10 protein-coding genes are annotated in these 16,785 nt (G+C 67.5%); 9 read left to right on the top strand and 1 reads right to left on the bottom strand.

Translation table 11 applies throughout. The features are described from left to right. The first annotated feature begins 68 nt into the window (after positions 1–68). From TEF_08345 to TEF_08385, 9 genes are all read left to right on the top strand, one after another. The gene (locus tag TEF_08345) at positions 69–2,294 is read left to right on the top strand and encodes a hypothetical protein (protein ID ANK80809.1); all 2,226 of its coding nucleotides are present in this window, start codon (positions 69–71) and stop codon (positions 2,292–2,294) included. A gap of 9 nt (positions 2,295–2,303) precedes the next feature. Continuing rightward, complete coding sequence (locus TEF_08350; protein ID ANK80810.1) at positions 2,304–6,260, top strand: hypothetical protein; 3,957 nt, start codon at positions 2,304–2,306, stop codon at positions 6,258–6,260. Between the two features lie 98 nt (positions 6,261–6,358). Further along, complete coding sequence (locus TEF_08355; protein ANK80811.1) at positions 6,359–7,267, top strand: ATPase; 909 nt, start codon at positions 6,359–6,361, stop codon at positions 7,265–7,267. A gap of 8 nt (positions 7,268–7,275) precedes the next feature. Continuing rightward, positions 7,276–8,202: a hypothetical protein gene (locus TEF_08360; protein ANK80812.1), complete on the top strand. Its 927-nt coding sequence runs from the start codon at positions 7,276–7,278 to the stop codon at positions 8,200–8,202. 199 nt (positions 8,203–8,401) lie between these two features. Then, a complete protein-coding gene (locus TEF_08365) occupies positions 8,402–10,510 on the top strand; it encodes a hypothetical protein (protein ID ANK80813.1) in 2,109 nt (702 codons plus the stop codon). After that, a complete protein-coding gene (locus tag TEF_08370; protein ANK80814.1) occupies positions 10,510–12,021 on the top strand; it encodes a hypothetical protein in 1,512 nt (503 codons plus the stop codon). Before TEF_08365 ends, TEF_08370 begins: the two co-directional genes overlap by 1 nt. Further along, positions 12,018–13,163: a hypothetical protein gene (locus TEF_08375; protein ID ANK80815.1), complete on the top strand. Its 1,146-nt coding sequence runs from the start codon at positions 12,018–12,020 to the stop codon at positions 13,161–13,163. The genes TEF_08370 and TEF_08375 overlap by 4 nt, the downstream gene beginning before the upstream one ends. Next, on the top strand, positions 13,138–14,721 hold the full coding sequence (locus TEF_08380; GenBank protein ID ANK80816.1) for a hypothetical protein: 1,584 nt from the start codon (positions 13,138–13,140) through the stop codon (positions 14,719–14,721). Before TEF_08375 ends, TEF_08380 begins: the two co-directional genes overlap by 26 nt. Then, complete coding sequence (locus tag TEF_08385; protein ID ANK80817.1) at positions 14,721–16,100, top strand: hypothetical protein; 1,380 nt, start codon at positions 14,721–14,723, stop codon at positions 16,098–16,100. Before TEF_08380 ends, TEF_08385 begins: the two co-directional genes overlap by 1 nt. On the opposite strand, the gene TEF_08390 is transcribed toward TEF_08385, so the two are convergent. Beyond that, positions 16,056–16,775 (bottom strand): hypothetical protein, encoded by a 720-nt coding sequence (locus TEF_08390; GenBank protein ID ANK80818.1) that lies wholly within the window; start codon positions 16,773–16,775, stop codon positions 16,056–16,058. The two genes, TEF_08385 and TEF_08390, sit on opposite strands and share 45 nt — an antisense overlap. Positions 16,776–16,785: the final 10 nt, after the last annotated feature.

Consider the following 16,785-nt stretch of genomic DNA (forward strand, 5'->3'; position numbering starts at 1 on the left):
CTATTGTTGCGGGCGGCGGATCATGACACTCCCCTTTGGCAGGAGAGTTGCTTAGACCATAGACATCCATGACCGGTTTTGTGAAATCCCTTCTGAGCCTGCTCGTCGTGCCGGCGGTCCTGTTGACCGCGGTCGCATTGCCGTCGCTTGCCGCGGAGGCGCCGCGCAAGGTGATTGCCCTGCACCATCCGCATGACGACACGCTGAAACGGCACAACCTGCACCGCCTGGCGGAGATGCCGCTGAACTGGCTCGGCCTGCGCGTCGAGTATCACGAACTCGAGGATCCGCTGCCGCAGGACGCCATCGACGACCCGGCGGTCGCCGGCGTCGTGAGCTGGTTCGAGCAGGGGAGCATGAACCAGCCGGAACTGTTTCTGGACTGGGCCATCCGGATGGCCGATGCGGGCAAGAAGTTCGTGTTCCTGGGGGATCTCGGGTTTCTCGCCAACGAGCAGGGCCGCCAGACCGACCGGGGCCTGGTCAACGCCTTTCTCGGGCGCCTGGGCTTCCGGCTCGGCGGCGACTGGATCGATGTCACCTTCGATACCGAGATCGTTCACCGCGACCCCGACTTCTACGATTTCGAACGGCGCATGGGCGGGCGGCTGCCGTCCTATGAACTCTACGAGCCGGTCTCCGACGACACCCGCGTCCTGCTGAAGGTGCGCAACCGCCTGTCAGGCGTCGAAAGCGCGCTGTTCATGATCTCGCCGGCCGGGGCCTTCGTGGAGGGCGGCTGGGAGTACTACAAGGACCCGGTCCTGTTCCGCACCCAGTGGTACGTCAATCCGTTCCGCCTGTTCGCCGAGGTGTTCGACACCGACGCCTTGCCGAAGCCGGATGTGACCACACTGTCGGGCCGGCGGATTTATTTCAGCCATATCGACGGGGACGGCTGGCGCAATGTCAGTCTGGTGCGCGCCTACCGGAACAAGGAAGCCTATTCGGCGCAGGTGGTGATGGAAAAGGTGATCGAGCCCTTTCCCGATCTGCCTATCACCGTCGGGCCGATCGCCGCCGATCTTGATCCCGAATGGTCGGGCGACGAGAAGGCGCAGGAGATCGCCCGCGAAATCTTCCGCCTGCCGCAGGTCGAGACCGCGCACCACACCTTCAGCCATCCCTTCGAATGGCGGTTCTTCGAGGACTATACGCCGGAGAAGGAGGCGCCCTTTGTCCGTCTCTATCCCAATCCGGATATCGAGGCCTGGGGCGCCGATGTGGTGAAGACAGCGTCCAACCGAGTGGTGAGCCTGAAGGAAGCCTATGACCAGCCGCGGGGCTTCGGGCACGTCCCCTTCGATATCGACCTCGAGTTCGAGGGCGCCTCCGAAGTCGTGAACCGTTTCACCCCGCCGGGCAAGGAGGTCGGGCTGGTGCTCTGGTCGGGCGATACCTCGCCGTCCGCGCGGATGATACGGGCCTCGCGCGAGGCCGGTCTGCTCAACCTCAATGGCGGCGATTCGCGCTTCGATCCCGAATACCCCTCGGTAGGCTATGTGCCGCCCGTCGGTTTCGAGATCGGCGGCGAGCGCCAGATCTACGCCGCCAACAGCAATGAGAACACCTATACGGATCTCTGGTCGGGCCGCTATTTCGGCTTCCGCGACCTGGTTCACACGCTGAAGAACACCGAGAACCCGCGGCGGCTGAAACCGATCAACGTCTACTATCACATGTATTCCGGTGAGCGGGACGCGGCGCTGAATGCCCTGCTCGCCAATATCGAATACGCCCGCAGCCAGCGCATCGCGCCGGTCACCGCCTCTCACTACACGCGGATGGCGGAAGGTTTCTACACCACGCGTTTCGAGCCGCTGGGCGCGCGCCGCTGGCGGGTGCTGGACCGCGGGGCGCTGGAGACCGTGCGCTTCGACAAGGCGGACGGGATCACCGTCGATGTTTCCCGCTCCGAGGGGGTGCTGGGCTTCAACCGTCACCAGGGCAGCCTCTACGTCGCCCTGGACGGTGAGGTGGCGCAGCCGGTGATCACCCTGGCCGACGCAGGCCCGGCCCCCGGCGCACCATGGCTGATCGACGCCCGCTGGCGCATCCGCGGCCTTGAACGGGGAGCGGACCGGCTGGCCTTCACCGGCGAAGGCTTCGGGCCGGCCGAGATGCGCTGGGGCGGGATGGCGCCCGGACGATGGCGCGTCGAGGCCATGCTGCCCGACGGCGAGACGGTGGGCGTGGATGCCGTCGTCGGCCGCAACGGCATCCTGGACGTGACGCTGCCGGTCCAGGTCTACGGGCCGGTACCGGTGACCCTCTCGCGTCTCGGCGGGAACTGATTCCGGGCCATGCGCATCAACCTGATCCTGCTGGCCATCGTCGTGCTGCTCGGAATCGGTCTGAGCTTCCTGCTGATCCCGCGCGAAAAGGACGTGGCCCTGCTGCAGCTCAGCAGTCAGGACACGGATCTTGCCGGCCGCGAGACCCTGCTGCAGCGCTACCGCGAAGGCGACCGGTCGGTCCAGGTCATCGCCCCGCTCGCCGACCTGGCGCTCAACCTGGGTGAGATCGACGACGCGATCACGCTGCTGGAGGACTATCTGGCGCGCAATCCGAACGACGTCGCGGCCCGTCGGAAACTGGCCGAATACTATCGGTTCGATCAGCGCCGGGACGCGTTCGTCGCCGCACTGGCCGAAATCGTGGCCCGCGCGGGCACGCCGCAGGAGCGCCGGCAACTCGTCGACCTGTACCGGGCGCGCGGCGACTACGAGCGGTTGCTGCCCGCTCTGACGGAGCTGGTCGACCGCGGTCTGGCGAAACCGGCCGACTACATGGAAGCCGCCGAGCTGGCCGCCTCGTCCGGCAGCCTCGACCAGGCGCTTGCGATCCTGGAGACGATGTGGCGCGTTCACCCGGCTTCGCTGGAGGCACGCTCGGTCCGGCTCTACGTCCTGGCCGCCGCGGCGGCGGGCGAGACGGCGCGGGCGCAGGAGGTGGTCGCCCTGATGGCCCAGATCAACGGTCCGGCGGCCATCGTGCCAGTGATCCGCGGCATCGCGGACCGGGGCCAGGCAGCCTTCGGGCTGCGCCTGCTCGAGAGCTTCGAGGATAATCTGCATCTGACGCCGCCGCTGCTGGTCGCCTGGGCCGACATGCAGCGGGCGCTCGACCGGGAGCAGGTGGCGCTGCAGAAGCTGCTGGAACTGGAAAGGCGGGGCGAGTTGCCCTCCCTGGCCGTGCCCGTGCTGCTCGACCTGGCGCTGCTGGCCGAGGCCATCGACCTGCTGGAACGCCTGCTGAAGGACCGCGACCTGACCGGCATCGTCGACTTCCGGCTTGCGGCGATCGGCGACGCGGCCGTGGCCTGGCGGCGCAACGCTCTGCTGGAGCAGATCCATGCCCAGGCCTCCGAGAGTTTCCGGCGTGGCTATCCGGCGCTGATGGCGGAAGTCCTGATCGGCATCGGCAAGCCGGAGGAAGCGCGGGCGGAGGTGGCGCGGGCGCAGGCGAAGGATGATCTCCGCGCCCGCCAGCTCATCCGGCTCGCCCGGGCGGAGTTCCGGCTCGGCGAGGACGAGGCGGCGGCGCGGACGCTGGAACGGATCGCAATGGCCCGAGACCTGGACGAGGACGCGATCCGCGCGCTCGCCGGTCTCTATCTTTCGGCCGAGCGGACCCGGGCGGGGCTGCGCGCATTCGAACGTCTTCGCCGCGAACGGCCGTCGCCGGCGGCCGAGGCCGGCTGGGCCCGTATGGCTGCGCGCGAAGGGCGGGACAGCGAGCTGCTCGACTGGCTGCAAGCCAACACTGTCGTGGATCGCGATCTGCTGGCCGACATCGTGTTCCTCTCGCAGCCCGGACTGGCGCCCAGATCGGCGCTGGCCGCGGCCGAGCGGTTGTACAGGGAGCACCCCGACCGGGAGGCCCGCCGCCTCTACGGCGACGCGCTGGTCGCCAATGGCCGCGCCGCCGAAGCCGTGCCGGTGCTGGAAGAACTGCTGCCGGGCACGGCGGAGGACGCCGAGAGTTATGTCGCCGCGCTGGTTGCGGCCGGCCGGAAGATCGAAGCGCTGGCTTGGCTGCGGTCCCGCGCCGAGGAGGACCCCCTGCCGGTGCTGATCGCCGACGACTACATGGCGCTGGCGATCGAGCTGGACCAGCCGAAGCTCGCCTATGCCGAGGCCCGGCGCCAGGACCTGCGGAAGTTCGATGACGACACCATCGCCTCGCTGGCCGAGAACGCCGCCCAGGATGGCGATTTCGCGCTGGTCGACGAGATCGTCGCCGAGGTGGGGGCGCAGTTCATGGCGGCGCGGCCGGTAATGGCGGCGCGCATCGAGCTGGCCCGCGGCGACGAGACGGCCGCGCAGGAATGGGCGGAGAAGGCAGCGGCCCGTGCCGATCTGCGCAATGCGGACCGGCTCGATCTGGCGCGGGTGTGGTCGCTGCTGGGCGAGGACGAGCGCTCCCTGGCCCTGCTGGAAGGCCTTGCGGAGGATCCGGCGACACCCGCCTTTGCCATCGCCGACCTTGCGGCGCAGTACCTTGAACTGGGCAGGGCGAAGCAGGGCCTGCCGGTGTTCCGCGGCCTGATCGAGCGCCGGCGGGAGCCGCAGGTGCTGGAAGGCTGGGCCAGGCTGGAAACCCGTTCGGGGGAGCCGTCGCGGGTTCTGGACTGGTTGCGCGGCGGCGATACCGTCAGCCGCCAGGCGCTGGCCGATATCTACTATCTGGCGCAGGAGCGCGGCGCGGCGAAAACGGCCTTCGCCGCCGCCGAGCGGCTGTTCGAGGCCTATCCGGGCGACGAGGCGCGGCTGATCTGGGGCAGGGCACTGACCGACGCCGGCCGGGCCGGAGAAGCCGTGACCGTGCTCCGGCCGCTGCTGCCAGGCGACAGGGAGGTGCGGTCGGCCTATGTCGCTGCCCTCGGGCGGGGCGGGGATGCCGAGGATCTGAAGGCCTTCGCGCGCACCGCTCTCGACGATCCCGATCTCGATCCGGAAGTGCGCTCGGCGCTGCTGTTCGCATTGCTCGAAGGCGGCGCGGCCGATATCGCCCTGCCGCTCCTGCGGGACCTGGCGGAGCGGGATCCGAAGCAGTGGGAAGCCGCCTACCTGGACGCCTTGCGTCAAACGCAATCCGACGAGGAGCGCGCCCGGGTGCTGATGTCGAAGCTGGACGGCGATCCCCCGCCGGCGCAGCGCGATCCGCTGCTGTTCGAACTGCTGGAAGTCGGCGGACCGGCGAAGGCGTTGCCCTATCTGAAGGCGGCGGCCGGAGCCGATCCTCTGGGCGCCTGGCCCTCCACCTACGAGGCGGCGCTGTCGGATATGGGCCGCCGCCCGGAACTCGTGGAATGGCTGGAACGCCGCGCCCGTCTGCCCGAACTGCCGCGGCAGCAGCGCCGGGAGGCCGCGTTCAGGCTGCTCGACCTGGAGGCGAAGCCCGAAGCGGTGGCCTCGTTCCGCCGGCTGGCGGAGGATCAGCCCCCTTCCTCGCCCGACGTGCAGCAGCTTCTCTTCCTCTGGGGCCCGCGGCCGCCGGAGGCAGGGGTCGATTGGCTGGAACAGCGCGCCAGGGCCGCCGCCGGCGATGACCGGGCGGAATGGCTGCAGTTTCTGAACAATGCCGGCGCGCCGGGCCGCGTTGTCGCCATTGCCGCCGACCCGCCGCCCGGCCGTCCGGATGATCCTGCGCTGGCGCCGCTGGTCCAGGCACTGGTGACGGAACGGCGGTTCGATCGCGTCGGCGAAATTCTCTCGCCGCTCGTCGCCCGCGCCGACGACGGGAAGACGCTGCTCAGGCTTGCCGACTGGGCCGAGCAGGCCGACCAGGGCCGCGTCGCGGTGGCCGCCTACGACCGTGCGCTGGGCATGATCGGCGACGATCCGGCGGCGCTCCTCCGGGCCGGCAGGGCCTTCACCTTCCAGGGTCGGGCGGAGAAGGCGGTGCAGACGCTGGAGCGCTATTTCGCTGTCGCCGACGTGAAGGGGCGGGCCGATCACCGCCCCTGGTACTACTACGCCCAGTCCCTCTCGCTGATGGAACGCCAGGAGGCGGCGCGCGGCGCCTACCGTGAAATGCTGTCGCGCATCGAGGCCGGCGACACCAATGATTTCGAGACCCGGCGCATGCGCGCGACGGGGCTGGAGGCGACCGGCCGGACCGAGGCGGCGATCGCGCTCTACGAGCAGCTTCGCGCCGAGCGGCCGCGTGACCGGTCCCTGCTGGCCGACTTCGTCTCGCTGCTGATCGAGACCGGCGCCTATGAACGCGCCGATCGTCTGCTGCGGGAGAACTGAGCGCCCGGACCGGCAGGGCGGAACCGTGTTCCATCGGGCCCGGAGTTGATCTAGGTTCCCACGCCGCTGACTGAGACGCGGGGAAATCGGGGGTCTGAATGTTCTACGAATCCGGCGAGGCGTTCCGCCAGGATCCGCACAAGTCCATCACGCTGCTCGGCATGTCGGGCGTCGGCAAGACCATGCTGGCCAACAAGCTGCCCAAGCTGGAATGGTTCCACTACTCGGCCGACTACCGCATCGGCACGAAGTATCTGGAAGAAGACATCCTCGACAACATCAAGCGCAAGGCGATGCAGGTGCCGTTCCTGCGCAACCTGCTGCTGAGCGACTCGATCTACATCTGCTCCAACATAACCGTGAACAACCTCGACCCGATTTCGACCTTTCTCGGCAAGATCGGCAATCCGGCCTCTCCCGCCGGCGAGGAAGGCGGGTTGAGCTATGCGGAGTTCCGGCGCCGTCAGGACCTTCACGAACAGGGCGAGATCAACTCGATGTTCGACGTGGAGCGGTTCAAGAACAAGGCGATGGACATCTACGGCTACCCGAACTTCATCAACGATGCCTCAGGCAGCATCTGCGAGATCGTCAATCCCTTCGGCGCGGATGACGACCCTGTCCTGGCCGCCCTGTCCGCGGGCACGCTGCTGCTCTATATCCGCGCAGGCGAAGCGGACTACAAGCGGGTCGAAACGGCAGCGATGCGGAATCCCAAACCATTGTTCTACAGGGATGATTTCCTGCGCCACGCCATTCCGGAGTACCGCCGGGATGCGGGGCTGCAGGCGGCCGACGTGGACCAGGTGGACGACATCGATCCCGACGATTTCGTGAAATGGGTGTTTCCGCGCCTCTGGCGGCACCGCATTCCGCGCTACCAGGCGATCGTGGATCGCCACGGCTACGTCGTCGAGGCCGGTGAGGTCGCCGAGGTGCAGGACGAGGCCGGTTTCGTGGACCTCGTCGCTCGCGCCATCGACCGTCGCAATCGCGAAGCGGCCTGAGGCTGACGATGAGCGCGCTGTTGCCGAAAGGCCTGCCGGCTGCGGAGGTCCTGTCGCAGGAAGGCCTCGACATCGAGACCTTCGAGCCGTCCGGCCGTGCGCGCGATCCCGATATCGTCATCGCGATCCTGAACCTGATGCCCGACAAGCTGGCCACGGAACTTCAACTCATCCGCATGCTGGCGGGCGGGCCGCGCCGCGTCGAGATCGTCCTGTTCGCCACCGACAGCTACATGGCGCGGGTGCGCGACCCCGCCTACAGCTCCGCCAACACGCCCGTCGAGCATCTGCGGACCTACTACCGCAGTTTCTCGGAAGTCCGGGATCTGGAGATCGACGGCCTCATCATCACCGGCGCGCCGGTGGAGAAGGAACCCTTCGAGGCGGTGCCCTACTGGGAGGAACTGCTGGAGGTCTTCGCCTGGGCCGAGGCACGCTCCACCGGCGTCTTCAACATCTGCTGGGCCGCGCAGGCGGCCCTCCGGCATTTCCACCAGGTTCCGAAATACGTCCTCGAGCGGAAGAAGTTCGGCGTCTACGAGCACCGTATCGAGAGCGAGAGCGAACTCCTGGCCGGCTTCGGGGAAGGTTTCCGCATCCCTGTCTCCCGGCATTCGGAGATCCATCGCGAGGATCTGCCGGAATCCCCTGACCTTGTCGTCATCGCGGATTCCGAGGGCTCCGGTCTCGGACTGCTGGAGGACCGGCGGCTGCGCCATCACTACATGTTCAATCACTTCGAATACGACGCCGACACGCTGGCGCGCGAGTATCAGCGCGATGTGGAGGCGGGGCAGCCGATCGATCCGCCCGTGGGCTATTTCCCGGACGATGATCCGGCGCAATCGCCCGTAGCCGATTGGGTGGAGGCCGGAAGGCGGATGTACCAGAACTGGCTGGCGATCATCGCTCGGAACAAAAATTCCGAAAAATGAGTGGGTTGCGCCCCTTCGTTTGACTTTTCGTTTATCTTGACGCCTTACAATCGTGGCCAGCATATTGCATAGCTGGTACGAGTTCATGGGCCGTTGGCCGGTCTATCCGGCCGCGGTCCGGGCGTGGGGGCAACGGTTTTGCGGTCCATCAGTGTCTTCGTCTGATCGACATGTGATGAATGGGGAGTGGTCCGGTCGATTGCGGCGGCTGCTGGCCGGCATCCTGCTGATCCTCTCACCGCTCCCCGTGCTGTCCCAGTCGGCGCCCCTGCAGGCGCCTGTCGTTCGCGTTCTTTCCGCCGACCTCGGCGCCATGGCCCGGATCGAACTCGACTGGCCGGTGCCGTTCGAGGTTTCGGCGGACACGTCGGCCCGGCGCCTCATCCTTGTCTTTGACCGGCCATTCAACGCGCCCGACCTGGGCGCACTTCGCATGCGTCTGGGGCACTGGATCGCGGGCGTCGACAAGCGCGCTGACCGGATAACCCTGACCGCCGCCGAGGATGTCTATTTCGACGTCTACAGATCCCTGCGCCAGTTGACGGTGGAGATGACCATCGCGCCCGGGACCGCACCGGCCGCCGAACGAGCCGCGCCGGCCGCGCGCGCTGCGCCTGTCCTGACGCCGCCTGGCCCTCGGGACCGGGCTCCGGCTGCGCCCGGTCCTGTCGCCGGAAATACCGCGCGCCCTTCGCCGCCGCCTCCGCCGGCGAGGCCGGATGAAGCGCTGGCGGCGGAGCCGTCGGCATCGCCGTCGGCGTCCCGTCTGCGGCGCACTTCCGACCCGTTTGCCGAAACCGTGAACCGCAGCTGGAGCGAGCGGGAAAGCAGGGTCGCACAGCTCTCGGCGCCGCCCCGGGTCACCGCGACGGGAGGCGAAGAGGGCGCGGAGATCGTCATCGACTGGGCCGGGCCGGTCCGTGTGGACGCCCGCGCGACCGGACGCGAACTGCTGCTCAGGCTGGACCGGCCGGTGGCGCCCGACATGGTGGCGGGGTTGGCCGAAGGACTGCCGGCCTGGCTGGAAAGCGCCAGCGCGGGATATGACAGCCTGCTCTTCGTCGCCGCGCGTCCCGTCGACTTCGATGCGCTCACCGAAGCGGGGCGTACGCGCGTGACCCTGGCGGCCACCGACACCGCCCGGGAGGAGCGGGACGCTGCAGACGTGCGGCTGGACGTGCTGCGCGCGCGGCTGAAAGCCCGCACCGGCGAGACTGGTGAGGCGCGGGAGGCCCTGCAGGAACTCCGGACCGAGAACCCCGAGAATCCCGACGTTCTGGTCGAGCTCGCCAATCTGGAGCAGAGCGTCGGCGCCTGGCGGCGGGCGGGAAATCTCTACGACCGGGCGGTCGGACTCGATCCCGAACGGCGCGACATCGCCGCGGCGCGCCGGGCGCTGGAACGCGAATTCGGCCCCTATGTCCGCCTCGACGCCGACTATCAGCAGGTTCAGGACGGCGATACGCAGGTCATCGCGGTGCTGAGCGGCCGGGTACTGCCGACCGAGGAAATCGACGCCGGCTTCAGCCTGGAGAACCGGTTCCTGGACGACGACGAGGTGCTGCGCGCCAACGGTGTCCTGGACTCCGTCTCGGCGCATTTCCAGCGCGGCGAGGTCTATGCGGGCGGCAGCCCTGCGCCCGGCCATCGCGTCGAGGGGGCGTTGTTGTTCGGCGCCGGAACGCCGGGCGGTTCGCTGCGCTACAGCCATCGTACGCCTGCCTCGCTGACGACCGTGTCGGGCACTTGGCACCGGGCCTACTGGGAACTGGTCGAGGGGATCGTCGACGACGCGGTGCAGGACCGCCTGGCGGTGCGCCACGAGCGCCAACTCGACCGCCGCTGGAGCGCCCAGGGCGAGATCGGACTGAACCGCTTCGGCATCGCCGGCATCGACACGGCGGCGACGACCTGGGATGCGGCGTTCGCGATCCGCTATCTGGTGCCCTGGGAAGCGGCCGACCTCACTGTCGGCTATTCCTTCGACGGGCAGTATGTCGTCGCCCAGGCCCGCAGGCGCGACCAGAACGGCAACGTCTTCGAGCCCCTGCCGCTGAACGACACCGAGTTCCATTCGCTCGATCTTTCGCTCGGCCAGGCGCTCGGCGGCGACTGGCGCTACAACGCCTTTCTCAGTCTGACCGTCGACCGTTTCGGCGGCTTCGGGCCGAGCCTTGGCGGCGAGCTGGTCTGGGACGCGGACGAGGACGTGCAGCTCGGTCTCCGCGCCGGCCATTCCCGGGTGTCGGGCCGTGGCGACGATGCCGTCCTCACCACCGTGGGCGGTCACCTGCTGGTGCGTTTCTGATGGCGCCGGAGGGTCCCGCCCGGCAGGTTCTGGAGCACACCGACCGCGACATCGCGCCGGCGGAAGTGGCCACCGCCTATCGCGGCGGCCGACGCAGCATCGCCTATGTGGAACTCGTGCTGCTGGTGGCGCTGCTCGTGGGGCTGGATTTCCTGTTTATGCCGGTGGACGGCTTCGCCGAGGTCAATCCCAACCCCTACTGGATACCGATCATCCTGCTGGCGGTGCAGTACGGCGTGTTCGAGGGGCTGATCGCGGCCGTCGTGTGCACGGCGGTCTCCCTGCTCAGCGGCGTCGATCCGGAATTCTACCGGATTGCCCTGGAACAGGGGCCGGCGGCGGCCATGGACCAATCCGTCGGCGGCGGTTTCGCGACCTTCAGCGACGAGGACTATTTCATCGCCTGGAGCTATGCCGCTCAGCCGATCATGTGGGTGCTCGCGGCGCTGTTCATCGGCCTGCTCCGCGAACGGCTGCGCCAGCGCAATCAGGAACTGGCTCACGACCTGGCTCAGACGAGCCATCGCGAGGAGGTTCTGTCGTCCGCCTACAACCAGTTGCTCAACACCAAGGAGCAACTCGAGATCCGCGTCGCAGGCCAACTCCGCACGGTGTTCACCCTCTATCAGGCCGCGAAGGCGATCGAGAAGCTGGGGCCTGGCGAGGTGCTGATCGGCATTGCCGACCTGGTGCGCGCGGTCATGCAGCCGACCAAGTTCTCGCTCTACCTGCTCAACGGCAACGTACTGGAAGCCGTGATCAACGACGGCTGGGAGGATGACGACGCCTATGCTCGCGTCTTCGATTCCGGCTCGCCGGTGTTCCAGCAGGTGGTCGGGCGGCGGCGCTGCCTCAGCGCGGTCAATACCGATGAGGAGAAGCTGCTGGCGGGCGAGGGGATCATGGCCGGCCCGCTGACATCGGTCGATACCGGTGAGGTCGTCGGCATGCTGAAGATCGAGAAGCTGGGTTTTCTGGACCTGCACATCTCCTCGCTGGAGAATTTCCGCATCCTCAGCGACTGGGTCGGCACGGCCTTCGCCAATGCCCGGCGTTTCCGCAAGGCGCAGTCCAACATGTTGTTCAACGAGGAACGCAACATGTTCACCGACGTGGTCTTCAAGAGTCACAGCAAGCTTATGCGGCAGTTCGGCGAACGCTTCGGCATCGACATGACCGCGGTGACGCTCAAGGCCGAGGGGCTGGACGTCCTGCATCCCGAGCGCCGCGCCGGGCTGGTGAAGGCCGTCCACGACGTGGTCGAACACCACATGTCGCCCGTCGTCCAGGCTTACGAGTATCGCCAGAACGGCCGTGAGTTCGCACTGATCCTGCCCGGCGTCGATCCCGAGACCATGGGCGAGGAGGCGTCTGCCGGGCTCGTTCGCGCCGTTCTGCACTATCTTCGCGTGGCCGGGCTGGACGATGTGCGGGTGACCGCGAAGGTCATGCCCATCCACCGCGTTCCGCGCGAGGCCGCGGACGAGAACCGCCGGGCCGAGGGCGCATGACCGCGCCCAGGGAAGTCCAGGCGGAACTGGAGCGCATAGAGAGCGACGCACGGCGTCACCGCCAGACCGAGCGCCAGGGACCGATCCCGACTCTGATGATCCTGGCCTTCTGCCTTGTCGCGATGGCCGGCGAGGCGGCCATGTCCTGGTTCCTGTGGATCGAGTACCGGCCGCGCTGGACTCCCGGCGCGATCCACCTGGCCACGGTCGTCGTGGTCGGCGTCGCCGCGTGGCGCTTCCGGCCCACCGGTTCGCCCTCCCGGCTGCTTACGCTGCTGGCGCTTACGACATTCTTTCTCGGCCCGTTCGGGCCTCTCGGAACGCTGCTGGCGCTCGGCCTTCACGCGCTGTTCCGGCGGCAGGCGACGCCCTTCGAGGAATGGTACGCCTCCCTGTTTCCGGAGGAGGTGGACATGCCTTCCCGGCGGCTGTTCGAGATGCTGACGCGAGGGCTCGCCGACGCCGCCGGCCAGGAGAACGTCACCTCCTTCACCGACGTGCTGCAATATGGCTCGATCGAGCAGAAGCGGGCGGTGATCTCGTTGCTGTCGCGCGACTTCCGGCCGGAGTTCGCCCCGGCGCTGCTGTCGGCGCTGTCCGATCCGAATCCGGCGGTCCGCGTGCAGGCGGCGACCGCGGCGGCCAATATCGAAAGCGACTTCCTTGAACGCGCCATCGAGCTGGAAACCCGCGCGCGGCGTCACCCCGGTGACACCGAGGCGCAGGTCCGGGTCGCGCGGCACTTCGACGACTACGCCTTCAGCGGCATCCTGGACGAGGACCGGCAGCGGGAGAACCGGGACAAGGCCCAGGCCTATTACCGCAAGGCGCTGGAACTCGATCCGGCCCGCCATGACGCGACGCTGGGCGTCGGACGGCTGCTGGTCCGGAGCGACCGGCTGGAGGAGGCGGAGGACTGGTTCGAGGAAGGCTTCCGGCGTGGCGTACTGGGGCCGAGCGAGCTTTCCTGGTACATGGAGGCGGCCTACCGTCTGGGCGATTTCGACAAGCTGCGCTATGCCGTCGCCGCCTTCGGGGACGACATCCTGGCCGGGACCGGCGCCAGCGACCGCATGCGCGACGTGATCCGCGTCTGGCAGGGTCATGGTCCGGAGAATGAGGCGGGAGCCGCGCATGCATAGGGTCGGTAATCTGGAGCCGGTCGACGTCTGCCTGGTGCTGGAAGGTACCTATCCCTACGTCGCCGGCGGCGTTTCGACATGGGTCCACGATCTGATCAACGCGCAGAGCGGGCTGACCTTTCACATTGTCAGCCTGCTGCCGGGCACCGAGCCGCCGGAGCAGCGCTATGAGATGCCCGACAACGTGCGCGGTCTCAATCACGTCTTCCTGCAGCAGCTTCCGGTCGGCGCGCGCTGGATGATCAATCTGCGCAAGCGCCTGGCCGAGATGGAGGAGGCGTTGAGGGCAATCCAGTCCGAAGGCGACATCTTCGACCTGAAGCGCCTGATGGACGAACTGGCCAAGGGTGAGGGGCGCTACGGGCGGCGGCTGCTCATGAACTCCCGGCCGGCGTGGGAGATGCTGCTGCGGATGTATGGCAAGGACATGCCGGAGGGCTCGTTCCTGGACTATTTCTGGACCTGGCGGTCGCTGCTCGGCGGCCTGTTCAGCGTCATGCTTTCGCCCATGCCGCAGGCGAAGGTCTTCCACACCATATCGACCGGCTATGCCGGTCTGTTCGCCGCCCGCGCCAAGCTGGAGACCGGCCGGCCGGTGCTGCTCACCGAGCACGGCATCTACACCAACGAACGGCGCATCGAGATCGCGATGGCGGACTGGCTCTACGAGGGGCCTTCGGGCAGCCTCGGTCTCGACAAGCCGAAGCGTGATCTGAAGGATCTGTGGATCGACACCTTCGTCGCCTACAGCCGCTGCTGCTATCAGGCCTGCGACGAGATCATCACGCTCTATACCGGCAACCAGGACCTGCAGCGCCGCGACGGCGCCGAGCCGCACAAGCTGCGCATCATTCCCAACGGCGTCGACTATGAACGGTTCTCGAAGATCCCGCGGGAGCCGCACGACCGGCCGACGGTGGCGCTGATCGGCCGCGTGGTTCCGATCAAGGACATCAAGACCTTCATCCGCGCCGTGGCCGTGCTGAAGCAGGAGGTGCCCGACGTGCTGGCCTGGATGATGGGCCCGACGGAGGAGGACGAGGACTACTACCGTGAATGCGTCCAGATGGTCGAGCATCTGGAACTGCAGGACAATTTCGAGTTCACCGGCCGCGTCAAGCTGGACGAATGGCTGGGCCGGGTCGACGTCATGGTGCTGACCTCGATCTCGGAGGCGCAGCCGCTGGTCATCCTGGAAGGCGGGGCCGCCGGTATCCCGACGGTCGCCACCGACGTCGGGTCATGCCGCGACATGCTGCTCGGCATGCCGAAGGAGGATCCGCCGCTCGGCCGCGGCGGCGCTATCACGCCGCTCGCCAATCCGACCGAAACGGGCCGGCAGCTCGCCGCCCTGCTGAAGGATCCGGAGGCGATGGCGCGGGCCCGGGAGGCGATCCGGGAGCGTGTGCGGCTCTACTACAACAAGGTCGAGATCGACCGCATCTACCGCGACCTCTACGAGACGCACATGGTGCTGCCCGATCGGCCCGAAGCGGACAGGTTGCCCGCACCGGCCGGGGGAGAAGGCGGCGGCGGGAGCGAGATGGAGGCGGCCTGATGGCGGGCATCGGCTTCGCGCTCCGGCGGCTCACCAGCCGCGACGACCTGCTGGGCATCGTCCAGGGCTACACCCATTCGGCCGTGGTTTCGTCGGGACCCTGGCTGTTCACCATCCTGGCGGTGGGATCGATCAACCTGTTCGGCATCTACCTGACGACGGTCGCGGAGCTGATCACCTTCCGGGTCATCCTGATCTACAACTTCGCCTTCAGCCTCGCCTTTTCCGGACCCGTCCTGCTGGTGGCGACGCGTTATCTGGCCGACATGATCTTCCGCAAGGAGGTGGAGGAGGCGCCGGGCATGCTGCTGGCGGCGATGGTGCTGCTGCTGGGCAGTCAGGCGATGATCGTGGTGCCGTTCTACCTGTTCGTGGTCGACCTGCCGCCCGACCTCGCGGCCGCCGGCATCGTCAACTATTTCCTTGTCGCCGCGATCTGGCTGGTGAACGTCTTTCTGACCGCGCTGAAGGACTACCGTTCGGTCACGCTGGCCTTCCTGGTCGGGATGATCACCGCGGGCGGCGCCAGCCTCTGGCTCGCCGGCGTGATCGGCGCGCTGGGCATCACCATCGGCTTCAACATCGGCCTTGGCATCATCTTCTTCGGGCTGATCGCGCGGGTATTCGCGGAGTATCCCTACCGCATCATGCGGCCCTGGCGCTTCATGAGCTACTTTCGGAAATACTGGGACCTGGCGCTGGCGGGGCTGATCTACAATGTTGCGATCTGGGTCGACAAATGGGTGATGTGGAGCGCGCCCCAACGCGAGGTCACCGCAGCCGGCTTCGTCACCTACCCGGCCTATGACGGCGCCATGTTCCTGGCCTATCTCACCATCGTACCGGCCATGGCGATCTTCATCGTCAACATCGAAACCCGCTTCTTCGAGCACTACCAGCGCTTCTACCGGGACATCGAGCACCACGCGAACTACCAGCGCATCGACAGCAACCATCGCAACATCATCCAGGCGCTGCTGATGGCCTCGCGCAATGTCGTGATCCTGCAGTTCTGCATCTGCGTCACCGTGATCCTGGTGGCCGGCCGGCTGTTCGACGTGCTGTCCTTCCCGCCGCTGCAGCTCGGCATCTTCCGTTTCGGCGTGCTGGGCTCGCTGTTTCACGTCCTGCTGATGTTCGTCGGCATTGTGCTGGCCTATTTCGACCTGAGGCGGGTGATGCTGCTGGTGCAGGTGGTCTTCCTGCTGACCAACGGTCTGTTCACCTGGGCGACGATGGAAATGGGCTTCGCCTGGTATGGCTATGGCTACTTCATGGCTTCGCTGGTGACGTTCGTCCTCGGCTACGGCCTGTGCGCCTGGTATGTCGGGCGGCTACCCTTCCTCACCTTCGTGCAGAACAACACCTCGGTCCGGTAGTTCCGGGCCACGCCGCGCCAGCCGGGCGGACGGCACGGCGTAGACCTTTTCGGGCAGCAGCATCCAGGCATGGTAGGTGCGCCGGAACAGCGGCCGGAAGGCCAGGTCGGTGACGTCCAGGCCGCCGGTGTAGGCGCCGAAGGCCGGCATGACGACGCGGCTCATGTCGGTCGCGAAGCAGCGCGCGGTGACGCTCCGGCCGCGGCGGCGGATGCGCGCCTTCGGGTGCAGGTGACCGGCGACCTCGCCCGGCGCGGGGCCCGGACGCGGTTCGTGACGGAAAACCAGCGGTCCGATGGCGATCTCCTCGCAGACGGTCCCCGCCAGTTCTGCCGGCGGTTCGGGGTCGTGGTTGCCGGCGATCCAGACCGTCGCCTGCGCCCGGCTCAGCTTTGCGATGCGTTCCCGCTCGGCGGGGGAGAGCCGGGCCCAGGCTCCCTGGTCATGAAAGGAATCGCCCAGACAGATCAGCGTCGCCGGCGCGTAGCGCTGCACCAGCAACTCGATCCGCCGAACCGTCTCGGCGGTGTCGTAGGGCGGAAGCAGGCCGTGGCCGCGGGCCGCCATGGCCGAGCCCTTCTCGAAGTGCAGGTCCGAGACTGCCAGCAGCCGTTCAGCCGGCCAGTAGAGCGCCCCGGAAGGGTCCGCCTGCAGATGCGCGCCGTTCACCAGCATCGTCTACGCT

The organism is Rhizobiales bacterium NRL2 (assembly GCA_001664005.1).
In the GTDB taxonomy this organism is placed as follows: Bacteria; Pseudomonadota; Alphaproteobacteria; order Minwuiales; family Minwuiaceae; genus Minwuia.